Source organism: Streptomyces sp. NPDC030021 (assembly GCF_055574035.1).
On the sequence record NZ_JBVIAH010000004.1, the window covers coordinates 197436 to 218776 of the forward strand.

Below are 21341 nucleotides of genomic sequence, written 5' to 3' on the forward strand. Positions count from 1 at the left end.
CGATCGGCAAGGGGGTGGAGACCCCCCCGCCCCCGTACGGCCCCAAGGGGCCGGGCTCCGGGGGGTCCTGGGCCGGGCGTACGTGGGGGGGGGGGGGGTCCCTCCCCCCCCCCCCCCGCCGCCGTCGGCCCCGCAGACTCGGATCATCACCCCGAGTCAGCAACAGGAGCCGGCCATGCCCTCGACGTCCGTCACGCCCGCCCGACCCGTCCCGCCGAACAACGCCCTCGTCGTGGCGTCCGTCCTGCTGTGGGCCCTCACCGGCATGTCCCTCGTCGTCGTCGGCTTCTTCGTCCTGATGATCGGCGTCTGGGGCATGGCGGCCGGCGAGGACGTGACTCCCCTGCTGCTCCAGGCGGCGGGCGCGGTCGTCGGGGCCGCCCTGGCGGGCGCCCTGGTGTACTTCGCCCCCGGCGTCCGGCGGCTGTCGCGCGAGGCCCGTCTCACCCTGCTGGGCGCCCTGACCTGCCCCGCGCCCCTCCTCCTGGCGGCCCACCTCATGACCCTGTGACGGTCATCCGCTCCATGACGGCCACCGGCAGCACCGGGTTCCGGGCGGCGGCCTCCGCCGTCCCCTCGTCGCCGAGCAGCGCGACGAGGACGGGTACGGGCAGCCGTGGATGCCGCGCCGCCATGGCGCGTACACCGCTGTCCGGGTCGTCGAGCATCCGTACCACCGAGCCCGGCGACAGCCGGGGGTCGGTGGCGGCGCGCAACCGCACCTCGGCGTCCTCGTCCCCGCTGAACCGTTCCACCAGACCGGGCGTCGAGCCCGGGTCGTCGAGGGCCAGTTGCCGCAGCCGCGGGTGCGGGTCGTCGGCGTGGCGGAGCAGGTCGCGCCGTGGGAAGTTCGGGTGCCCGTAGGGCCGGTCGGGAGTGGAGTAGCTCCCGTTCCACCACTGCCACACCTCCAGCAGCATGTCCGCCGGAGCGTCGTCGCACCGCTCGGCGAGGAAGAGCCGTACGACCCGGTCCTCGTCCCGGGCCAGCCGTTCCACCACGTCCGGCGGCAGCCGCCGGGCCGTCGCGACGCTGCTGCGCAGCAGGAGGTGCGGGGATGCCGCGAGGCGGCGCATGGCCTCCTCGTCCTCGTGCAGTGCCACCACCCACGCGACCGGCCGCCGCACCGTCCGCGGGTCGATGTCCACCGGTACGTCGGCCCGCCGCTCCTCCGTCAGCTCGGGACGCGTGGACACGGCGAGGCGTACGTCGTCCTCGGGGTCGGCGGCGAGTACGCCGACCAGGTCGGGGTCGAGGTAGGGGTTCCGGGCCAAGTTCCGGCGCAGCCAGGGGTCCGCGTCGGCGCAGAGCCGCAGGACGAGGTCCCGTTCCAGCCGGTGGCCCTCGACGAGGCGGCCCGCCCCGGGCTCGGCGTCGTAGAACTCCGCGGTGAGCGGCACCTCCTCGTGCCGGGCGAGGGTGACCGCGGTCCGCACGGCGGGGGCGGGATCCGCGGCCAGCCGGGCCCGGGTCCCTTCGCCGAGGTCCCGCCAGCCGGCCTCGCACGCGGCGGCCCGCACCCGCGGGAGCGGATCCGCCAGCAGGGCGAGGCGCAGCGGGAGGGGCAGTGCGGGCATCCGGGCCAGCTCCTCCCGGACCGGACCGAAGGGGTCCGCGGCCAGCGTCCCGTACGCCTCCCGCGTCAGCCCCCGCCCGGCCATGGCCGCGGCCTGGAGCATCAGCTCGCGCCGGGCACCGCCGGCTTCGCCGAGCACCAGCCGTGACCACTGGGCGGCGGTGAGCCCGAGGGATGCGGGTGCCTCGGCGAGCCTGCCGCGGACCCGCCGGTCCGGGTGGTCGACCGCGGCGTCGACGACGGCGGGCGACAGGTCGCGCCGTGCCAGGACGTACGGGGCCGTGCCCAGGTCCAGCAGTCGGATCCGAATGTGGTCCGGTGCGGCCGCGTTGAAGCTCAGCCCCTGGAACCAGGCCTGCCGAAGACTCGGCCCGGCTGCCGGCCCCCAGTCCCGATCCGGCCACCGGTCGTCGCAGCGTCGTACGTCTGTCCCCATCCGAAGGACGGTAGCCGGGGTGCCGGTAAGAAAGCCGTCACCAGCCGCAAACGGCGGTGATCAGTCCTATGGCCTGGAGGGTCGGGGCAGTTCTGCCGTGTTGGCCGACTCGGCGAGCGCGAGACGGCCGCCCTTCAGTTCGGGTACGTAGTTGTAGATGGTGTTGCGGGAGACCCTGAGGAGCTTCACGGAGGAGCTTCACGATGGAAGTGACGGTGTTCTCCGGACGGGCGAGCAGGTCGCGGTCGTGACGTACCTGTTCGTCGGTCATCGCCGGCGGGCGGCCGAGGCGAGCGCCTCGGGCGCGGGCGGCGTCCAGGCCCTCGTTGGTGCCCTGGACGATGAGTTTGCGGATGAACTCCGCCAGGGCCACGAAGACGTGGAAGACCAGGCGGCCGCCGGGCGTGGTCGTGTCGAGCGCCTCGTGCAGCGAGGTGAATCCGATGCCGCGCTTCCGTAGGCCGGAGACGATCGCGATGAGGTCCTGGATGGAGCGGCCGAGCCGGTCCAGTGACGGGACGACGAGGGTGTCGCCCTCGCGCAGGCAGTCGAGCGCCTTCCATAGTTCCTCGCATTCGGCGTTCTTTGCCGGACTTCTTGTCGGAGAAGATCCGAATGCACCCTGCCTCGGTGAGTGCGTGGATCTGCCGGTCGAGCAACTGCCCCTTGGCGGACACGCGTGCGTATCCCACGAGGCCGCCGGTCCGTACGGCCGGAACGGGGCAAGGAGATCTGCGGTGTCGTCGTCCTGGGGTGGCTGCACCTGCCAGATCGCACAGAAATGGCTGCTGCTCAAGTTCTCGAACACATCGACTTTCTGACACCGTTTTATGGACATGATCCGGCGTCGATCCGGTCGCGCGCCGCCACTTGTCGATCTTGCTCATCAATCGGTCGGTTGATGAGCAAGACCCGGTTCATCCTTCGAGGGGGTGTGCAAGGTGGAGCAAATCTGTCAGATATAGCACACGTCCGTCGTGGGGAACGTGGAACGGCTGGGTCCAGTGGGCGGGGATTGCATCCAGCCCGTAGTACGCCCCCGTGAGGTCTTTGCCCCGCGGCGACGGTGTCCGTGTCACCGCCGAGGTCGCTCGCCGCGCGTATCGCACCTTCGAAGCCGGCAGTAGAACGCAGGGCCCAGACGGCGGAGCGCAGGCAGGGCCAGACGGCCACCTCATGCCGTGGGCAGCCTGAACTGCCGGGTGGCAGCACACACATGCAACTTTTCAGCGTGGTATGCCGCTCGGCAGGACATCGGGCGGCTATGGCGGGCCAGCGGCTCCATCCGCGGCCGGCCCTTTCGAACATGACTTCAAGAATCACCACTTGAAGCAGGCGGCCCGGATCTAAACTCCCGCGCCGGGATGGCGACCTGGCGCGACCTAGTCATCGGTGCCCGCCGCCTGAGCGGCAAGACCAGCATCGCTTCCGCCCTTCGGCACAATGCCCGCGATGCCGCCGACCGCTCAGCCTGCTCGGACTCACGTGGTCACGAACCGAACATCGAGCAACTCTGTCGAAACCCTGCGGCGAGAGCCTGCACCGTCTTCGAGTCGAACTGGCCGGACGCGCCGAGCCGGGACGTGGCAGAGGGGCCTGAGCTCATGGAAACGAGGGCGTCGCCACGGGCGCGTTTGGCGTCGCCCTTTGCGGTGCCGGACCAAGCCGCCCCGGAGGTAGTGCGCGATCTTCAGGGGCGTTTCTGATCGCCGACACGACCCGGCGCGTCTATCGTTGGAGGAGGCGCCCATAGAGGGTTCAGTAATACCCCGGTGCCGATTAGCGCGGACCACCGCCCGGCCTCCGCTGAGGCCGCCCCGGAACTGACGTGTTCCCTGGACCTGCGTTTGCCAACGAAGTCTCAACGGAAGAGAAGTTCCGATGGACGTCGCCACCGTCACCGTCACCATGAAAGCCGCACAGGACATTACAGCTGGCCAAGTGGTCCGCATCACCGGAGCACCGGCCACCCATGCCGTCACCCCTGCCGTCACCCCTGCTGTCCAGCAGAGCGACAACCCCGACGACGAGACATTGCATACCCTTCCGCTCTTCGGGATTGCTCTGCGGAAGGCGTTGGCCACAAAGGACGTCGACGTTCAAATAGGCGGTGTTGTTTTCCAAATAGGCGGCGCCGCTTTCGGCGGCCTAGGCCCCGGAAAGCCTTGCGTGGTTGGCGTCAACAATGCGGGAAAACTCGTGCGCGCTAACGCAGTGAGCGGCGATCCGAAAGAAGTCTGCATCAGCGCTCCGAACTGGATCGGTGACTGTGACGCTTCGGGCATGGTGACAATCCGGCCCCGCCGCGACACGCGGCTGAACGTGCTCGACTTCGGAGCGGCAGGAGATGGAAAGGCCGACGACACGGACGCGCTCCAAGATGCCCTGGACTGCGCAATGCGACTCGAAAGGATGACGGATGCCCCGTTGTCCGACGGCAAAGTCGTCTACCTTCCACCGGGCGACTACCGGATTACGAAGCCCCTTGTCGTCTCGAACGGTTGCATTCTGGAGGGAGCCGGCTTCGGCTTCAGAGGAACTTCCCGAATAAAAGCGGATGTTGAAAGCGGCGACTTCAACCTTTCCACCAGGACTAATCCCCTTGACCCCCCTGCACACGTCCCTCCGATCCTTCCAGGTATCGGAGGCAGCATCGGTCAAGTCGGAGCAACAGGCGCCGGAGAGACCGTTTATTGCGCAATTGCCCTGACGGGCTATTCGACCGGGGCCGGATCGCCCGACCGCGGTCGTGCTGACTATGCTGTGCTTCGCCAGTTCACCCTCGAGTCGAAACCCCTACAAGGGAGGGATACCACCGACCTCCATCAGACCCCGGAGATGGATGGCGTACGAGTTCTGGCGGGCGGCACGTGGATCGAAAAGGTGCGGATCGCCGGCTACAGGCGTAACGGGATAACGATATACGCAAGCTACCCGAAGGCTGGCTTCACGCCGGAAGTTAATGCCAACCTCACACAGATACGTGATTGCCTTATCTATGGCAATGGCCAGCATGGGCTCGACATCGGCAGCAAGGGTAACGAAAATGCCAATGCCATGCTGGTCATGAATGTTTCCGCCACAGATAATGGGCGTGATGGAATTCATGACAATTCGTTTTTGGGCTGCACCTTCGTTTCGTGTCACACGGACGCAAACAAGCACCGAAACATCAGCTGCGAGCGCGGTAGTTCTCCGGCGTACTCTGTGTTCGTCGGCTGCTACGCCGAGGGGAATGCACCAGCGGTATTCAAGGGAGGGCATATCGCTGTAGTCGGAGGGGACATGGATATCACCCCGGACTCAACGTACTGGGGTTATGGCGCCGTCAGGGGAGGATCTGGACCCTCTGCCCTGAAAGTGCTCAATAACTTTTCCGAAGTGCAATTGTATCGGATCGTCTCCGGTGGGATCGACATCGACGAGGGCGAGCTGAGGACTGGCGGGCAAGGGTCTATAGCGCAAGGATACAAATATCTAGCGCAAAATGCCGGGCGTACACGCGGGGTGGTTCTTCCTGGCGACAGTGGTGAACCTAATTGGAACACAACGAAAGGGAGCCTGACACAAGACGGCACACCAGAGGGCGGTGTGAAGTGGCGGTGCTTGGGTGAACTGGAGCCCACGGTCGTAACGTCCAACACCCTCGGAAATAATGGAAATTCTCGGATCATTCAAGATTTTCAGTCTATGACGGTGGACGGCAAGTTGGAAGGCGCGGGGGATTCCCTCTTCCGTACCGAAGTCAATCCAGCTCCGGATCCTGACAACCCTCTCGAGCCTCGTAACCCTCTCAGGGGCAGGATTCAAACGTCCCTTCTCAGTAATGGGCAGTTCCATACGTACTATCAAACCGCATACGAAAACGGTCCGGTTCCCGGCGCGCTGATGCTTCCGGAAGCCTGGATTGGAAACTACATCTACGGTGAGCGGCGAATCTGTGTAGTTACTGGCGGAACTCCCTTCAATACCAAGGTGGGTAGCTGCAACTTCTACCTCCCGGGTGATCTGATCCTCAATGGCGTTAGAGATACAGGGCGCGATGGCCCGATCGGGTGGACGGTGAAGGCTGCGTGCGGACAGGGACGGCTGGCTCTTGCCTGGGTTCGCGGGAAGCACTACCCCATAGGGCAAACCGTCAGGCCGACGCACCCCAATGGATTCCTGTATCGGCTGACCGCCTACACCACCGGTGGCCCGTTGGACCCGAAGGACAATGTCTCCGGTCAGCAGGATCCCTGGAACAACCAACCCCAGAGTGCTGGAAGCCTGACTCACGACAAGCACCTAATTTGGCAGACGCTCAAGGACTTGGATGATCTGGATGATACCGCAAAACAAAAGTTCCTTGAACCGCTTCCGCAGCGCGCGGAAAAACAGACGAACTCGAATGCGGAGAACATTGACCAGCTGAAGGCTGATTTCAACGCACTTCTTGACAAGATGAGAAAGGCGCACCTGTTGGAATAGGCGGAGGCGGACGGAACTGATATCGGTGATGCCGCATCTCGTCGAATCCGTCAGTGGGTCAGCTGAGCGTGATGAACGTTGACGACACAGCGGGCCGGTGGCGCTTCGAAGGCGGCGAGTGTTCCAAGGATGACTCTCGTGTCGCCAAAGCCACGCCAACTCTGGGAGCACACAGCGCGTCGTGACGGTATGACACCGTGCAGGGAACGCGTGGCTTTTCCACGGATGAGCAGGCCGGCAGGGTCAGTTCGGCCTCTCGCGGCGTCGCTAATCGTATGGCGGGCGGCTGTGGGCAGGCCGCACAAGCACGACACGAGAAGACCCTCCGCATCAGGGGGCGGACGGGGTGTCGGTCGAGCGTTTGGTCCGGCCGAGGCGTTTGGGGAGAAGGTGGCTGCAACGCCCCAGGCTCCCGCGCCGTTCGAAAAGCCCGTGAGGCTACCGGCACCTGATGGGCTCCGTCGACCCCGATCTGGTCATCACGGCCGAGCACGCCCTGCGCGATGTCGACGCCCGCCCGAGACGTCGGACAGGTCCGCATGCGCGTGGATCGGCCACACACTGGGCGCCGAAGCCGACTTCGTCGTCGCCCCGCAGCTCACCGTGGTCCAGGCCCACGAACTCGCGGTCGCCGCCGAACACGCCTCATCCACGCCGTTCCCCGGCTGACTGCCAGCACCGTCCACCCCGTTTAGACCGAGGGCCACGGCAAACCAGACGCCGCGCTCGCCCACCACACCGAGGTCTGAACCCCGACAACCCTCCAGGTTCAGGAATCGGGCACTCACGGAGCCGTGCGGCTCAGCACCGGCTGCTCGACGGCCGCAGCGGTGCGAGGGCGGGGAACCGTCGAGCCCGCAGTGAGGTTCAGGCGGGTGTCCATGTCGAGGTTCACCTCCCCGTACGGGCGGATGTGGGACCAGAACAGCGGGGTCAGGCCACGTCGGTCGGCGGGTGTGAGAAGTGCGGCCCACCCCGGTTCGTCAAGGATGTCCTGGAGCATGAGGGTGTTCACGTAGACCAGAGCGGACTGGAGAATCCGCAGGCAGAGGACGAACATTTCCTGCTCGTCGCGCCGGTTCGAGGCGATCTCTCCGCCCTTGCCGTAGGCGATCACGGAGTTGGCGCCGTTGGAGGACTCCATGACGTTCAGACCTTCCTCGATCTCCCGCTGGAGGTCTCGCAACCTGAGGTAGCGGGCCACGAAGATGGTCTTCTGCGCACGGCCGACCTCCAGCATCGCCGCGTACGTGGGGTGGGAGGCGTTGCGGGTGAAGCGGCGCAGGATCGCCTCGGTGGACGCGGTCCGGGTCCGGATCGCGGTCGCGTACTTGATCATCTGGTCGTACTGCTGGGCGATGAGTTCCCAGCGGATCGGCCGGGTCAGCGCCGGGCTCAGCTGCGGGTAGGCGTCCGGTTCACCGGCCGCCGGCCGGTACAGCTTGACCTTGTTGATCCGCTTGATACGCGGCAGCAGGTCGAAGTTCAGCAGCCTCGTGATGCCGAACCCGATTTCCGACTGGCCGTGCGAGTCCGTGTAGTTCGCTTCCACGTCCATGGTGGTGCCGTGCCGCATGGCGCCCTCGATCATCGCGGCGACCTCGGAGGCGGTGCAGTTGATCAGCTGGCAGTGGATGGCCAGGGACTTCTTCTCCACGTGCCAGTAGATGAGCACCCCGCGGCCGCCGTAGCGCGAGTGCCACTCGGTGAACAGGTTCTGGTCGTACGCGCGCACGTGCGTGGAGTCGGAGGCGACCGCGGTCGAGCCCTGTCCCCACAACTCGGTGCTGCGGGCGGTGAAGGTGGCGTTCGCGATCTGGATGGCGATGGCGCGGGCGGCCTCGGCGGACAGATACCGGCGCCGCACGTACCGCAGCTCGTCCTCGGTGTGGCCGTGGCCGCCGGACGCCACGGCCTTGATCCCGGTGTTCGTGCCGTACGCGTAGATGACCAGCAGCATGCGCTCCGCCAGCACCTCCGGCGAGAGGCTGCCACCGCCGGAGACGGAGGTGACCGCGTCCAGGCAGCCGGTCCGCAGCACCGCTTCCTTGAGCATGTCGATCAGGGGCACGACGCCCCACCGGCGCTGTACCTCGCCCTTGATCCTGCGCAGGTTGCGCGGCTCGGGCTGGGCCTCGGCCGCCGTGAGCCGGATCGCCCCGGACTTCCGCTCGGCGATGTCCAGCCAGGACAGCTTCGGCATCCCGTCGTTGAGCAGGGTCAGCTCGGCCGTCATCTGCTCGCGCAGTTCGTTGACGAACACCGCCGGATCCAGCGGCTTGCGCAGCTCCCGGTAGTTCTCCACCCGCCGGGCCTCGAAGCCCTGCGACAGGTCCTCATCCGGGTTGCGCCACTTGTCGGCGCCGACCACCCAGAACTCCTTGCACTTGAGCTGATCGCGCAGGGCCTGGAAGGCCACGACCTCGTAGACCATGCGCACCACCCGGCGCCGGCCCCGCTTGTCGGTACGGTGCACGACCTCCGCCCAGTCCCCGCCCATCGCCTTGTGGACCGGCACCGTCTCGCCCAGCGGGTAGTACGTCGTGTTCCCCGCGCTCGCGTACCGGGCCACCAGCGCCAATGCCTCGATCACGGGGCGGTGGGCGTGGTTGGAGGAACGGAACTCCAGCACCTCCAGCAGCTTGACCAGTCCGCGCCGGTAGTGGTTGGTGTACGACGCCTTCAACGTCGTCTGCACCGTGCGCCGGTAGACCGGCCCCCGGGTCCTGAACTCGTGCACCAGCTCCCGCAGCGTCGCCTCGCCCCCGGACACCGCCGGGAACACGACCTGGCGGACCGTCCCCTCCGGGGCCCCCAGCGACGCCTCGGCGAGCTTGAAGAGGATGTTCTCCTTGCCCGACACCTTCTTGAACGCGTTGATGAGCTGCTCGGTGACCTTCTTCTCCGCCCGCGCCCCGATCCGGTGCACCGTGGAGATCAGCATCTCCACCAGCGTGTCGGTGATTTCCCGCTCCCGCTCGTGCAGCAGCGCGGCCAGCAAGGTCACCCGCAGCGGCACCGGGTGCGTCCGCAGGTGGGAAGGCGACTCCACCGCGGCTCGCGCCCGCCAGCCGGCCACCACCTTCGGCGCGACGTCGATGAACAGATCCGGCGGCAGCCCGATCGCCCGCACCGTCAGCAGCTTGTCGATCTCGGTGAGTATCGTCTCCAGGATCACGTTGCCCGGAGCCTCCTTGACCTTCGCCCGTACCGGTGGCGCGTCCTCACCCTCCGTACCGCCACCTGCGGGCCCGGCATCGTCCTGGTCGGCGCCGGCCACAAGAGCCACGATCCGCTCGATACTCTCCACGGTCAGCCGGGAGAAGATCAGGGCCGTCAGAGACTCCTCGGCCGCCCGCAGGGCAGCCGCCACGATCCGATCGCACCGGCCCGGCGTCGGCGGCTCGATGCTCTCCTCGCGACAGCGGGCCAACAGTTCCACCCGGACCTGCTCGGGCCTGCGTTCCTTGTGCGCGACGTGCTCGGCCAGATACGTCGTCAGCTTCTCCGCGTCCGCGACGCTGCACTCACGGAAGCCGAGGTGCTCCCGGATCTGCGCGCGGTGGTACCCGACCGTGCGGCCCGTCCAGTCGTAGGACTCCAGCTCCGAGGCGGGAACCTGCACCTGACGGGCGACGAACTCCACGGCCTCACCGGGCAGCTCTGTCCGGTTCCGGGGAAACCGGCCGTCCTGCGTATGGAACTTCAGCAGCACGGCGAAGCCCAGTCGCGCCGCTCCGCGCTTGCCGGACACGAGCGCCTGCTCGTCCTTCAGCAGCGCCCAGTGCTCGACGAGTTCATCCAGGTCCAATGGCGTACGGGCCACGATCGCCGATCGTCCTCGCAGAGCTTCACCCACCGCAGCCGTACGGCCCCGGACTCACCCACACGGGTGACGCCCCGCAAGATCACCGCCATTTGCGGCTGGTGACAGCGTTCTTACCGGAACCCCTAGACGATGTCCGGCGTGCCCGTGTCCGGGTGTACCTCGACATGGGCCCGTACCCCGGACGGCTGCAAGCGGGGGCGGGTCGCCGTATGCCTGACCGGTGAACGGGAGACGGTCCTCGCCGACCGGCGGACGGGCCGTCAGGAGAGCACCACAGCGGTCCGTTCCTGGTGGGAGACCTCGCCCGCGCCGTACTTCACCACGAGCGCCGAGGGCTGGCCGGCCGGCACGATCCCGATGATGCCGAGCTTCGCCCCGGCCGCCGTCTGACCGCGGCCGGTCCGGGGAAACAGCAACGCCCGGCCGGAAGATGTACTCCCGGCCGGGCGTCCTCGACAGCGTGCTGTCGGTGTCGCAGGGGCGGCAGGATTCGAACCTGCGGCCTTCGGTTTTGGAGACCGGCGCTCTGACCAGCTGAGCTACACCCCTTCGGTGGGACCAACCATGACACGAACGGGCCCGGAGATCCAATCAATTCCTGGGCCGACCGGGTGCGAGTCCCTCACCGGAGTACGTTCTGACGGTGGACAACCAGCCGATCACCGTCCAGGGGCGGGGCTGGTTGTCCATGGTGGCCCGAAGGCCGGCGCACAGCGTCGCCTTAGGCGCCGGGCCGTACGGGCACCGCCGACGGCTACGGCGCGCTCGTGGCCTTCCTGGCGCGCGATGACGCGCGCTGAATCACCGGGGACACCCGTCTCCGTCGGTGGCGGCATGCGCGGACGGCCGGGGGTCTGCGCCGTCGGCCCGAAGCCGACCGGAGGTGTTGCTCAAGGTCAGCGAGGGGTGAGGAGGCAGAACTCGTTGCTCTCCGGGTCGGCCAGAACCGTCCAGGAGATCGCGGACCGGTCGATACCGGGGTCGGTGGCGCCCAGGGCGCGCAGCCGGGCTTCCTCTGCTCCCATGTCGTCACCGGGGTAGGGACAGATGTCGAGGTGGACGCGGTTCCACACGCTCTTGGTGTCGGGGGTGCGGACGAACTCCAGATAGGGGCCGACGCCCTTGGCGGAACGCATGGCCGCGTGCTCGTCGGTGACCTCGTGGAGCGTCCAGTCCATCGCCTCCCCCCAGAACCGGGCCATCGCTCGTGGGTCGGTGCAGTCGACCACCACCGCGGCGATCGGCCCGGTGTCCTGGTAGATCGGACGGGGTTCCAGGACGCAGAACTCGTTGCCCTCCGGATCGGCCATGACCGTCCAGGGGACGTTGCCCTGACCCACGTCGGCGAGCGTCGCGCCCAGATCCTGCAGGCGCGCGACCAACTCCGCCTGATGGGCGGTCGAGGTGGTGGCCAGATCAAGGTGTACCCGGTTCTTCACCGTTTTGGGTTCCGGGCGGGTGATGATGTCGATGCAGACGGCCACAGGGTCGGGGTAGGTGAAGCCCACGGGTTCGAGGTTTGTCACGCCCGGTGCCTCACTGTCGACACCCCACCCGAGTGCCTCCGCCCAGAACCGGCCGAGCACGGAGTCGTCCTGGGCCTTCATATTGATCTGTACGAGTCTTGTTGCCATGCCGGAGATCCTAAAAGCTTCCTCGCCTGCTACCGCGGAATCGCCGCATGAGATGACCTCTTGGGGCGACGCGACCCGGCCGGCGTGGGGTGGCGGGACCACGGGGTGCGGAGGATCGTGGGTGGTGGGGACCGTGGAGCGGGAGGTTCCGTCATGCCCCGAGGCCGACGACGGGTGCGGGTGCGGGTGCGGGGCTCGCTCCTGGCGCTCGCGCTCCTCGCGCCCGCCCTGCTGGGCGCGGCCCCGGACGGCTCGGGCGAGACGATCTCCCTCACCGGGAACGGGCCGGGCCGGCGGCTCGACGTCACGTTGACGCAGGTGGTGGACCCGGCGAGCCCCGCAGGTCCCGAGCCCACCGGGACCGACCGGCTCGTCGCGACGCGGTTCCGCCTGGAGAACACCGGGACCGCCGTCTACCAGGACTCCCCCGCTCCGGCCGCGCATCTGCTGGACACCGCAGGGCAGCGGTTCACCGGCGACGACGTCCCCACCACCGCCGGGCCGGTCTTCGCCGAGACCGTCACGCTCGATCCCGGCGGCACGGCAGAGGGTTTCATCACCTTCCGGATCCCGGCGGACGCCGAGCCGGCCGCGGTCCAGTTCGCCCTCGACACCGGCCTCGCCGACGACGTCGGCCAGTGGAGCCTGCCGCTCCCGTAGCGGGCGAGTTTCGGCCGCACCCTTGACCGCTCTGGTCCAGACCAATAGTTTCCGGCATGCACAGCGCCCGCGCACACGCCCCGCTCCCCGCATCCGCACGAAGTACCGGGCCGAGGACAAGCAGAACTTCACCGCGCTCGTCAAGGAGTTCCGCACGCAGCTCGACGCGTACGCGCGGAGCCGGAAGGAGAAGACCTCGTACGAGCTGACCGCCTTCGTCCCCACCGCCCCCGCCAAGATCGACGCGGGCTTCGACGTCCGCCGGATCATGCGCGACCTCGACTTCGTGACCCTCCAGGGCTACGACTTCCACGTCTCCGGCGAGCCGAGGACCGCCCAGCAGTCCGCGCTCCGCGCCCGGGGCGACTTCAGCGTCGACGGCACCGTGGACGCCTGGCTCCGGCGCGGCGCGCCCGCGGACAAGCTGGTGATGGGCATGCCGTTCTACGGACAGGGCTGGACCGGCGTCACCGGTGGCGGGGACGGCATGGGGCAGCCGGCCACGGGCCCGGCACCGGCCACCTGGTCCGCCGGGTACGAGGACTACAAGGCGCTGAAGAAGCTGGCCGACTCCGGCACCTACACGATCCACCGGGACCGGCGCGGCGGCCACGCCTGGCTCTTCGACGGCACCACCCTGTGGACGTACGACGACCCGCAGGTGCTGCGCGCCAAGACCGGGTACATCCGCGAACACGGCCTCGGCGGTGCGATGTTCTGGTCGCTCGACGCGGACACCGCGGACGGCGAGCTGATGAGGGCCGTCGACCGGGGCCTGCGCGGCCGCTGACCGGCGCCGCCCGAGACCGGCGCCGCCGGGCCGCGGAATACCGTCCGGCCCGGCGGCGCCTCTCCATCTACGCTCCACCGCATGGAGAACGAGACGGTACGGGCGGCCAACCGCCTCACGACGCGCTGGGCCGCGCAGGCCCGCGCACAGGACCGGGGCACGGTCTTCGCCGCGGCCGGGGTCTGGCCGCTGCTCGCCCTGCTCGCCGACGGCGCGGGCGGTCCCGCCCGCGCCGAACTGGCGGAGGCGCTGGGCATACCCGCCGGGGCCGCGGCCGGGGCGGCACGGGAACTGCTGGCCGCACTGGGCGGCGTACGGGGTCTGCGGGCGGCGACGGGTCTGTGGGCCGGGGCCGGAGTCCCCCTGGAGGAAGTCTGGTCGGCGAAGCTGCCGCCGGGCGCCCGGGGCACGCTGACCGGTGTGCCGGCCGCCGACGCGAAGGTGCTGGACGCGTGGGCGGCGGAGCGGACGGGCGGGCTGATCGAGCACGTGCCGGTGTCGTGGACCGAGGACACCCGCCTGGTCCTGGCCTCCGCGCTCGCGCTCCGGGTGCGGTGGGCCGAGCCCTTCCGGGAAGCACCCGTCGCGGTGGCCGAAGGCCCTTGGGCGAGGCGGATCCTGCGACGGCTGTCCCGGACCACCCGTTCGCCGGACGAGGTACGGGTGGCCCACGGGAGCGCCGGGGCCGTCACCGTCCTGGAGGTGGCCGGCACCGAGGACGTGGACGTGCACCTGCTGCTCGGGGAGCCTGGGACACCGTCCCCCTCGGTGCTGGAGACCGGTGTCGCCGCCGTCACCGGCGCCGTCCCGTCCCTCCCCTGCAGCGAGCTCCCCGACGGAACCCCTGGCCCCGGGCTGACCACCCGCACCGAGGACTCGCCCTTCCCGGTGGACCTGCTGCACGTCCGTACCGTGGCCTTCTCCCTGCTCGCCGAACACGACCTGCTCGACCACGCCCGGACGTTCGGGCTGGACACCGCGAGCGACGACGACTTCGCGCACTTCCCCGGTATCAGTTCCGAGCCGCTGGCGATCGGTTCGGCCCGGCAGTCCGCGATGGCCCGGTTCCACGCGACGGGGTTCGAGGCAGCGGCCGTCACCGCCGTCGCGGCACGGCCGGGCGGAGCCGCGCCGCCCCGCGTGCGGCACCGGGTCCGCCGGGCGGATGTCCGGTTCGACCGGCCGTTCGGGTTCCTGGCCGTCCACCGGGCCTCGCGGCTGGTTCTGGCGGCGGGCTGGGTCACCGATCCGGAGACGGCGGTCGAGGCGGGCAGGTACGTCGGCGCGAGGCGGCCAGCGCCGCCGTCTCGCTGAAGGCGGGGACGCGCCCGGTGCCGCCGCGGCCGGAGACCGAGAGGGAGGCGGCGGCCGTGCCGTACGCCACCGCGTCCGCGAGGGTGTCCCCGAGGACGAGCCGGGCGGTGGCCGTGCCGGTGAAACAGTCCCCCGCCCCGGTCGCGTCCACGGGCTCCGGATTGGCGGGCACGGGGTGGTACGCCGCCCGCGTGCCGTCGTCCAGCAGCAGCCGGTCGGCGCCCGCGGTGACCGCGACCGTACGGGCGCCCAGTGCGCGGCAGCGGGCTGCGGCGGTGCGCGGGTCTGCGGTGTCCACGAGGGCCAGCGCGTCGGCCGGGCAGGAGGTCTTGAGCAGCCCGGTCAGCGGCGCGATCCGGGCCAGCAGCTCGCGTGCCTCGGCCCGGCCGGTCAGCCGGGAGCGGAAGTTCGGGTCGTAGGTCAGGTGCCCGCCCGCCCCGTGCACGAGGCGGGCGGCGGCCAGTACGGCGTCGCGGCTGCTCGGCGACAGGGCGCCGGTGATGCCGCTGGTGACGAGCGCTCCGCAGCGGGTGAGCAGCCCGCGCCAGGACGCGATGTGGCGGGGCGCGAGGGTGGAACCCGCGCTGTGGGTGCGCCAGTAGACGAACGCGCGGTCGCCGTCGGCGTCGGCGGAGAGCAGGTAGGCACCGTTGGGGTGCGGGGCGCGGCGGACGTGGGAGACGTCCACGCCGAGTTCGGCGGCCCGGTTCAGCAGCGGGACGCTGAGTTCGTCGTCGCCGACCACGGCGAGCAGTGCGGTACGGGCGCCGGCCGCGGCTGCGGCGGCTGCGGCGTTGAGGGCGTCCCCGGAGTAGGAGATACGGGCCGGGGTGCCGTCGGCGGCCTCGTGCAGGGCGGTGCCCGCGTGGATCTCGACCAGGACCTCGCCGAGTACGAGGACGTCGTAGCGCGTGTCGGCTCGTCCGGCCACGGTCAGTGCCCTGCGGCGGGGTCGCAGGGTGCGCAGCACGGCGTGGCGGTCCCGGCGAACACGGCGGCCAGTTCGCCCGGGTCGGACGGCAGGCCGCCGCCGATCCCGACGGCGGTCGCGCCAGCGGCGAGCCAGTCCGGGACCTCGGCGGGCCGGATGCCGCCGGTCGGGACGATCACCGCTCCGGGCAGGACGGCCCGGAGGGAGCGGACGAACCCGGGGCCGCCGACGTGTGCCGGGAAGACCTTGGCGGCTCCGGCGGCCCGGACGGCGGCGGCGATCTCGCCGGGGGTGAACCCGCCCTCGATGAAGACGGCTTCGCGGCGTACGGCCACCGCGCGGACCTCGGGGGCCGGGTAGGGGGAGATCAGGAAGGCGGCACCCGCGTCGAGGGCCGTCTCCGCTTGTGCGGTGGTGGTGACCGTGCCGACGCCGATGAGGGCCGGGCGGCCGTGGACGTCGCTCAGCTGGGTGGTGCGGGTGACGGCGGCGGCCCAGCCGGGGGTGGAGGTGGTGAGCTCGACCGCGCGGCAGCCGGCGGCGAGCAGGGCGGTGGTGTGGCGGACGGCCTCGTCGGCGCCGGTGTTGCGCAGGACGGGCAGCACGCGCTGGGCCGCCAGCACCGCGTAGAGGTGCCCCGACGGGTGGCCGGCCGGCCGACCGGACGGGGGGCTTGACGGGTGATCGGGCAACGGACCCTCCCCTTCGCTCCACACGTTTGTTCCACGTAGTGGAACGGCGTACCGTATGACGGAACCATGTGGTCTAGACCCTACCCATGCCGGGAGCGCTCGTGTCAATGGATGAAGCGGCAGCGGGCGGGCGCGCGGGGCGGACCTCCGCGGCCGGTTCCGCCGTGGAGAAGTCCCTGCGCGTCCTGGAGGCGGTGGCCGCGCCCGGCGGCCCGCACCGCCTCGCCGATGTGACGGTGGCGGCCGCGGTGCCCAAGTCGAGCACCTTCCGCATCCTGGCCTCGCTGATCGACCAGGGCTTCGTACGCCAGGAGGCCGACAGCCGGTACGGGGTGGGGCCGCGGCTGCGCGGGCTCTCCGCCCTGGTCGGCGCCGGAGAACCGGCCGGCATCGGGCACATCCTCGGCGAACTCCGGCGGGCCACCGGCCAGACGGTCCATCTGGCCCTGCACAGCGGGCGGACCATCACCTGCATCCGCAAGCTGGAGAACGAGGACCAGCCCTTCCGGACGGCCTCCCGCGTCGGCATGCGCATGCCGCTGCACACGACCGCGATCGGCAAGAGCATCCTGGCTCTGTTGCCCGCCGAGGAGGTACGGGAACTGATCGGCACGACCGGGCTGCCCCGGCGGACGCCGCGCACACTCACCACCGTACGGGCCCTGGACGCCCAACTGGCGGCAGTCCGCGCCCAGGGCTTCGCCCTCGACGACGAGGAGAACGAGCCCGCCATCCGCTGCATCGGCGCGGCGATCCCCGGTCCGGCGGGCCGGCCCGTCGGCGGGGTCAGCGTCACCACCGTCACCTTCCTGGTCTCCCGCGAGGAGATCGAGGCGTATGCGCCGACCGTTCGAGCGGCCGCCGAGGCCCTGGCTCCGCTGCTGTGACCCCCGGTGGAAGGCCCCGGAGAACTCTTCGGGAAAATTCTTCCGGATAACTGTTATCGACGCCCCCGTCGACGGTCTCCCATGTATCGGGCATCATCGACCGCCGGTACGGACAGGGAACATCACATGACTACTCAGCACACCGCAGCGCTTGTGGCAGCGGCCCGCGCGGGCGACCTGCGCGCGCAGGACGAGCTCGTCAGCACCCATCTCCCGCTCGTCTACAACATCGTCGGGCGGGCCCTCAACGGGTCCTGCGACGTGGACGACGTGGTGCAGGACACGATGCTGCGGGCGCTCGACGGGCTGGGCGGCCTGCGCGTGGACGAGAGCTTCCGGTCCTGGCTGGTGGCGATCGCGATGAACCGCGTGCGGGCGCACTGGCAGGCCCGGCAGAGTGGTTTCGGCGAGAGCACGCTGGAGGCCGCGAGCGATGTCGCCGACCCGGGTGCCGACTTCGTCGACCTGACCGTCACCCGCCTCCAGCTCGCCGGACAGCGGCGCGAGACGGCCCGGGCCACCCGCTGGCTGGAGCCGGAGGACCGGGCGCTGCTGTCCCTGTGGTGGCTGGAGTGCGCCGGGGAGCTGACCCGGGCCGAGGTGGCGAGTGCGCTGGAACTGTCCCCGCAGCACACGGCGGTCCGGGTGCAGCGGATGAAGGCGCAGCTGGAGTCGGCCCGCGTGGTGGAGCGCGCGCTGGACACCCATCCGGCGTGCGAGGAGCTGCGGACCGTGATGGCCGGCTGGGACGGGGAGCCCTCGGCGCTGTGGCGCAAGCGAATAGCCCGGCACGCCCGTGAATGCATACGTTGCTCCGGTCTGTGGAGCGGGCTGGTTCCGGCGGAGGGACTGCTGGCCGGTCTGGCCCTGGTACCGGTCTCGGCGGCCCTGCTGGCGGGGATGAAGACGGCGGGGGCGGCCGGCTTCGCCCCCGTGAGCGTCGCCTTCGCCGAAGGTGTCGACGGGGGCTTCGGCGGCGGCTTCGACGACGCGGCGACCCAGCTCACCCCGGTGGCCGACGTGGGCGGCGGTGGCCGCGGCGCGCTGCGCAAGCGCCGGCAGAGCCGCCGCCGGGTGGTCGGCGGTGCGGTGCTCGCCGCTTGCGTCGCGGGCGGCGGGCTCGTGTACCTCGGGGGGCTGCCCGGTTCCGGTGACACGAAGGAGGGCGCCGCCGCGGCCGCGACCCCGCTGGCCGCGCTCTCGGCGACCGAATCCGCCGCTCCGCCCTCGGAGTCGCCCTCCCCCTCCGCCTCGCCTTCCCCGTCGGCCTCCGCGTCGCCGAGTCCGTCGGCGAGCCCGAGCCCGACGCAGTCCAAGAGCAAGTCCCCGAGCCCGAAGGCCTCGGCGGCCAAGCCTGCGCCCGCCCCGCCGTCGGGCGTGGCCGGTCAGGTCGTGGCCCTGGTCAACAGCGAGCGGGCGGCGGCCGGATGCGGCCCCCTCAGGGAGGACCCGCAGCTGCGTGCGGCGGCTCAGGGGCACTCCGACGACATGGCGGCCCGGGACTTCTTCGATCACACCAGCCCCGACGGCAAGGACCCGGGCGACCGGACGACCGCGACCGGGTACCGCTGGTCGACGTACGGGGAGAACATCGCGCGGGGCCAGCAGACGGCCCAGTCGGTCATGGACTCCTGGATGAAGAGCCCGGGCCACAAGGCGAACATCCTCAACTGCTCCTTCAAGGACATCGGCGTGGGCATCCACCAGGGCTCGGGCGGCCCCTGGTGGACCCAGAACTTCGGCGCGCGCTAGGGGCGGAGCGGTCGCCCGGCCCTGCCGTCGGGGTCCCGTCAGGGCTGCAGGCCCCGCAGCTTCTCCGGGTTGACGGTGATGCGCAGTGCGGTGATCCGGCCGTCGGCGGCCTCGAAGGTCATGGCGCCGACGGTTGCGCCCTGGTGGACGAGCAGCAGGCCGGGCTCGCCGTTGATCTCCGCGAGGCGCATCGCCCCGTCGCGGGCCTCGGACTTGGCCAGGACGCCGAGCCACCAGCGGGCGACGTGGTCGGCGCCGTGCAGCGGGCGGCGGGCGGCGGTGACGATGCCGCCGCCGTCGGCCCAGGAGACGATGTCGGGGGCGAGGACCGTGAGCACCTCGCCGAGGTCCCCGCCGAGGCAGGCCTGCCGGAACTTCTCGACGATCTCGCGCTGCTCGGCCGCCTTGGCGGTGAAGCGGGGACGGCGGGCCCGGACGTGTTCGCGGGCGCGGTGCGCGGACTGGCGGACGCTCGCCTCGGACTTGCCGACGACCTCCGCGATCTCGGTGTGGGAGTACCCGAACACCTCGCGGAGCATGAAGACCGCGCGCTCGGTCGGGGTCAGGGTCTCCAGTACGACCAGGACCGCCATGGACACGGTGTCGGCCAGTTCGGCCTCCTCGGCAATGTCGGGCGAGGTGAGGAGGGGCTCGGGCAGCCAGGGCCCGACGTACGCCTCGCGGACGACCTGGGCCGACCTGAGCCGGTTGAGGCTGAGATTGGTGACGGTGCGCACGAGGTAGGCGCGGGGGTTCTCGACGGCCGCGCGGTCGGTGCGGTGCCAGGCGAGCCAGGCGTCCTGCACGATGTCCTCGGCGTCGGCGACGCTGCCCAGCATGCGGTAGGCCGTGCCGAACAGCAGGCGCCGGTGTTCCTCGAAATCCTCGCTCATGATCACCACGGTGTCATCCGCCGATCCGGAAGATCAAGGGGGGCGGCTGTCGACATCGATGCCGACAGCCCCCGGTCGGGTCAGTGGTGGAAGCCGGACCGCGGCGCGGCGGCCGGTACGGGCGGGGGCGTGGCCGTCAGGTGCTCCACGGCCACGCGCATGTCGGTGACGAGCAGGGCCATCTGGTCGCGGGTCACGCCGTGCCGGACGAGGACGCGTTGGATGACCGTGTCGTCGCGGTCGGCGGGCAGCGGGTACGAGGGCACCTGCCAGCCGCGCATGCGCAGCCGGTCGGAGAGGTCGTAGAGGCTGAACGGGGTGGAGTCCGGGTCGGTGAGTTCGTAGGAGACGGCGGGCAGGGCGCCCTGGCCGTCGTAGAGGAGGGTGAAGGGGCCCATGTCGGCGATCTGCCGGGCGAGGTACTGGGCGGTGTCGGCGCAGGCCTCCTGGACCCGCCGGTAGCCGGCCCGGCCCAGGCGCAGGAACAGGTAGTACTGCGCGATGATCTCGCCGCCGGGGCGGGAGAAGTTGAGGGCGAAGGTCGGCATGTCGCCGCCGAGGTAGTCCACCTTGAAGACGAGGTCGGCGGGGAGCAGGTCCGCGGTGCGCCAGATGATCCAGCCGACTCCCAGCGGCGCGAGTCCGTACTTGTGGCCGGAGGTGTTGACCGAGGCGACGCGCTCCAGCCGGAAGTCCCACACCACGTCGGGGTGGAGGAAGGGCGCCACGAACCCGCCGCTCGCGCCGTCCACGTGGATGGGGATGTCCCAGCCGTGCTCGGCCTGGATCCGGTCGAGCTCGGCGGCGATCTCGGCGACGGGCTCGTAGTCGCAGGTGTAGGTGACGCCGAGGATGGCGACGACGCCGATGGTGTTCTCGTCGACGTACTCGGCGAGCTGATGAGCCTGGAGGCCGGTGGCGTCGGCCTCGATCGGGACCTGACGCAGTTCGACGTCGAAGTAGCGGGCGAACTTCTCCCAGCAGATCTGCACCGGGCCGCACACCAGGTTGGGGCGGTCGGTCGGCAGCCCCGCGGCGCGGCGGCGCTCGCGCCAGCGCCATTTGAGGGCGAGTCCGCCGAGCATGGCGGCCTCGCTGGAGCCGGTGGTGGAGCAGCCGGCCGCCGGGGCGCCCGCGGGGGCGTTCCACAGATCGGCCAGGATGTTGACGCAGCGGGACTCGATCTCGGCGGTCTGCGGATACTCGTCCTTGTCGATCATGTTCTTGTCGAGGCAGACGTTCATCAGGCGGTGTACGCCCTCGTCCGACCAGGTGGTGCAGAAGGTGGCGAGGTTCTGGGCCGCGTTGCCGTCCAGGAGCAGCTCGTTGCGGAGCAGCTCGTAGACGACCTCGGTGGGTGAGTGGTCCTCAGGAATCTTGTACTTGGGGAGGATCTGGCCGCTCAGCGTGGACGCGAACACGTCCGTGTCGGCGTCCTGGGCGCGTGCGTCCTTCGTCTCATGAAGAGCCATATTGG

Annotated in this window: 14 protein-coding genes, 1 tRNA gene and 4 pseudogenes; 9 read left to right on the plus strand and 10 right to left on the minus strand. The window is 70.1% G+C overall.

What is annotated here, in order from left to right; all coding sequences use genetic code 11:
- Positions 1-175: 175 nt before the first annotated feature.
- Positions 176-511 carry a hypothetical protein gene (locus ACZ4YL_RS09755; protein WP_468115115.1) on the plus strand — a complete coding sequence of 112 codons (336 nt, stop codon included), beginning with the start codon at positions 176-178 and terminating at the stop codon, positions 509-511.
- Here ACZ4YL_RS09755 and ACZ4YL_RS09760 read toward each other — a convergent pair.
- From ACZ4YL_RS09760 to ACZ4YL_RS09770, 3 genes and pseudogenes are all read right to left on the minus strand, one after another.
- Positions 498-2012 (minus strand): PE-PGRS family protein, encoded by a 1515-nt coding sequence (locus ACZ4YL_RS09760; RefSeq protein WP_468115117.1) that lies wholly within the window; start codon positions 2010-2012, stop codon positions 498-500. The two genes, ACZ4YL_RS09755 and ACZ4YL_RS09760, sit on opposite strands and share 14 nt — an antisense overlap.
- Positions 2013-2049: 37 nt before the next feature.
- Positions 2050-2899: pseudogene (locus ACZ4YL_RS09765) on the minus strand (recombinase family protein).
- Between the two features lie 30 nt (positions 2900-2929).
- Positions 2930-3182 (minus strand): annotated as a pseudogene (locus tag ACZ4YL_RS09770) (ADP-ribosylglycohydrolase family protein); the annotation flags it as partial.
- A 711-nt stretch (positions 3183-3893) separates the two neighbouring features.
- Between ACZ4YL_RS09770 and ACZ4YL_RS09775 the strand changes: the two are divergent.
- Together ACZ4YL_RS09775 and ACZ4YL_RS09780 are read left to right on the plus strand one after the other, a co-directional pair.
- Positions 3894-6482, plus strand: coding sequence for a right-handed parallel beta-helix repeat-containing protein (locus ACZ4YL_RS09775; protein WP_468115119.1), 2589 nt, complete (start codon positions 3894-3896; stop codon positions 6480-6482).
- 439 nt (positions 6483-6921) lie between these two features.
- A pseudogene (locus ACZ4YL_RS09780) lies at positions 6922-7177 on the plus strand (cation transporter dimerization domain-containing protein); the annotation flags it as partial.
- Between the two features lie 89 nt (positions 7178-7266).
- Here ACZ4YL_RS09780 and ACZ4YL_RS09785 read toward each other — a convergent pair.
- Positions 7267-10308, minus strand: coding sequence for a Tn3 family transposase (locus ACZ4YL_RS09785; RefSeq protein ID WP_468115121.1), 3042 nt, complete (start codon positions 10306-10308; stop codon positions 7267-7269).
- Between the two features lie 141 nt (positions 10309-10449).
- Here ACZ4YL_RS09785 and ACZ4YL_RS09790 point away from each other — a divergent pair, with 141 nt between their 5' ends.
- Positions 10450-10701, plus strand: a complete 252-nt coding sequence (locus tag ACZ4YL_RS09790; RefSeq protein WP_468115123.1) for a hypothetical protein — start codon at positions 10450-10452, stop codon at positions 10699-10701.
- 85 nt (positions 10702-10786) lie between these two features.
- Here ACZ4YL_RS09790 and ACZ4YL_RS09795 read toward each other — a convergent pair.
- Both ACZ4YL_RS09795 and ACZ4YL_RS09800 read right to left on the minus strand, forming a co-directional pair.
- Positions 10787-10860: transfer RNA gene (locus tag ACZ4YL_RS09795), tRNA-Trp, on the minus strand.
- Between the two features lie 347 nt (positions 10861-11207).
- On the minus strand, positions 11208-11945 hold the full coding sequence (locus ACZ4YL_RS09800) for a VOC family protein (protein WP_468115125.1): 738 nt from the start codon (positions 11943-11945) through the stop codon (positions 11208-11210).
- Positions 11946-12098: 153 nt separating this feature from the next.
- Between ACZ4YL_RS09800 and ACZ4YL_RS09805 the strand changes: the two genes are divergently transcribed.
- The 3 genes and pseudogenes from ACZ4YL_RS09805 (at position 12099) to ACZ4YL_RS09815 (ending at position 14709) form a co-directional block, all read left to right on the plus strand.
- Entirely contained in the window at positions 12099-12605 is a 507-nt protein-coding gene (locus ACZ4YL_RS09805; protein ID WP_468115126.1) for a DUF4352 domain-containing protein, read from the plus strand.
- Positions 12606-12702: 97 nt separating this feature from the next.
- Positions 12703-13395: pseudogene (locus ACZ4YL_RS09810) on the plus strand (glycoside hydrolase family 18 protein); the annotation flags it as partial.
- Positions 13396-13476: 81 nt separating this feature from the next.
- Complete coding sequence (locus ACZ4YL_RS09815) at positions 13477-14709, plus strand: serpin family protein (protein ID WP_468115128.1); 1233 nt, start codon at positions 13477-13479, stop codon at positions 14707-14709.
- On the opposite strand, the gene ACZ4YL_RS09820 is transcribed toward ACZ4YL_RS09815, so the two are convergent.
- Positions 14636-15640 (minus strand): PfkB family carbohydrate kinase, encoded by a 1005-nt coding sequence (locus ACZ4YL_RS09820; RefSeq protein WP_468115130.1) that lies wholly within the window; start codon positions 15638-15640, stop codon positions 14636-14638. The two genes, ACZ4YL_RS09815 and ACZ4YL_RS09820, sit on opposite strands and share 74 nt — an antisense overlap.
- Positions 15641-15642: 2 nt before the next feature.
- The gene (locus tag ACZ4YL_RS09825) at positions 15643-16332 is read right to left on the minus strand and encodes a bifunctional 4-hydroxy-2-oxoglutarate aldolase/2-dehydro-3-deoxy-phosphogluconate aldolase (RefSeq protein ID WP_468115132.1); all 690 of its coding nucleotides are present in this window, start codon (positions 16330-16332) and stop codon (positions 15643-15645) included.
- 107 nt (positions 16333-16439) lie between these two features.
- Between ACZ4YL_RS09825 and ACZ4YL_RS09830 the strand changes: the two genes are divergently transcribed.
- Complete coding sequence (locus ACZ4YL_RS09830; RefSeq protein WP_468115133.1) at positions 16440-17219, plus strand: IclR family transcriptional regulator; 780 nt, start codon at positions 16440-16442, stop codon at positions 17217-17219.
- A 126-nt stretch (positions 17220-17345) separates the two neighbouring features.
- Positions 17346-18971 carry a sigma-70 family RNA polymerase sigma factor gene (locus ACZ4YL_RS09835; protein ID WP_468115135.1) on the plus strand — a complete coding sequence of 542 codons (1626 nt, stop codon included), beginning with the start codon at positions 17346-17348 and terminating at the stop codon, positions 18969-18971.
- A 38-nt stretch (positions 18972-19009) separates the two neighbouring features.
- On the opposite strand, the gene ACZ4YL_RS09840 is transcribed toward ACZ4YL_RS09835, so the two are convergent.
- Both ACZ4YL_RS09840 and ACZ4YL_RS09845 read right to left on the minus strand, forming a co-directional pair.
- Positions 19010-19864, minus strand: coding sequence for an RNA polymerase sigma-70 factor (locus ACZ4YL_RS09840; RefSeq protein ID WP_468115137.1), 855 nt, complete (start codon positions 19862-19864; stop codon positions 19010-19012).
- An 80-nt stretch (positions 19865-19944) separates the two neighbouring features.
- Positions 19945-21336, minus strand: a complete 1392-nt coding sequence (locus tag ACZ4YL_RS09845; protein WP_468115139.1) for a glutamate decarboxylase — start codon at positions 21334-21336, stop codon at positions 19945-19947.
- Positions 21337-21341 lie beyond the last annotated feature (5 nt).

Bases quoted from the DNA above. Each gene is read 5' to 3' on its own strand.
- ACZ4YL_RS09800 (WP_468115125.1), bottom strand. From the start codon at position 11,945: ATGGCAACAAGACTCGTACAGATCAATATGAAGGCCCAGGACGACTCC.
- ACZ4YL_RS09760 (WP_468115117.1), bottom strand. From the start codon at position 2,012: ATGGGGACAGACGTACGACGCTGCGACGACCGGTGGCCGGATCGGGAC.
- ACZ4YL_RS09830 (WP_468115133.1), top strand. From the start codon at position 16,440: ATGGATGAAGCGGCAGCGGGCGGGCGCGCGGGGCGGACCTCCGCGGCC.
- ACZ4YL_RS09755 (WP_468115115.1), top strand. From the start codon at position 176: ATGCCCTCGACGTCCGTCACGCCCGCCCGACCCGTCCCGCCGAACAAC.
- ACZ4YL_RS09835 (WP_468115135.1), top strand. From the start codon at position 17,346: ATGACTACTCAGCACACCGCAGCGCTTGTGGCAGCGGCCCGCGCGGGC.
- ACZ4YL_RS09815 (WP_468115128.1), top strand. From the start codon at position 13,477: ATGGAGAACGAGACGGTACGGGCGGCCAACCGCCTCACGACGCGCTGG.
- ACZ4YL_RS09840 (WP_468115137.1), bottom strand. From the start codon at position 19,864: ATGAGCGAGGATTTCGAGGAACACCGGCGCCTGCTGTTCGGCACGGCC.
- ACZ4YL_RS09775 (WP_468115119.1), top strand. From the start codon at position 3,894: ATGGACGTCGCCACCGTCACCGTCACCATGAAAGCCGCACAGGACATT.
- ACZ4YL_RS09845 (WP_468115139.1), bottom strand. From the start codon at position 21,336: ATGGCTCTTCATGAGACGAAGGACGCACGCGCCCAGGACGCCGACACG.
- ACZ4YL_RS09805 (WP_468115126.1), top strand. From the start codon at position 12,099: ATGCCCCGAGGCCGACGACGGGTGCGGGTGCGGGTGCGGGGCTCGCTC.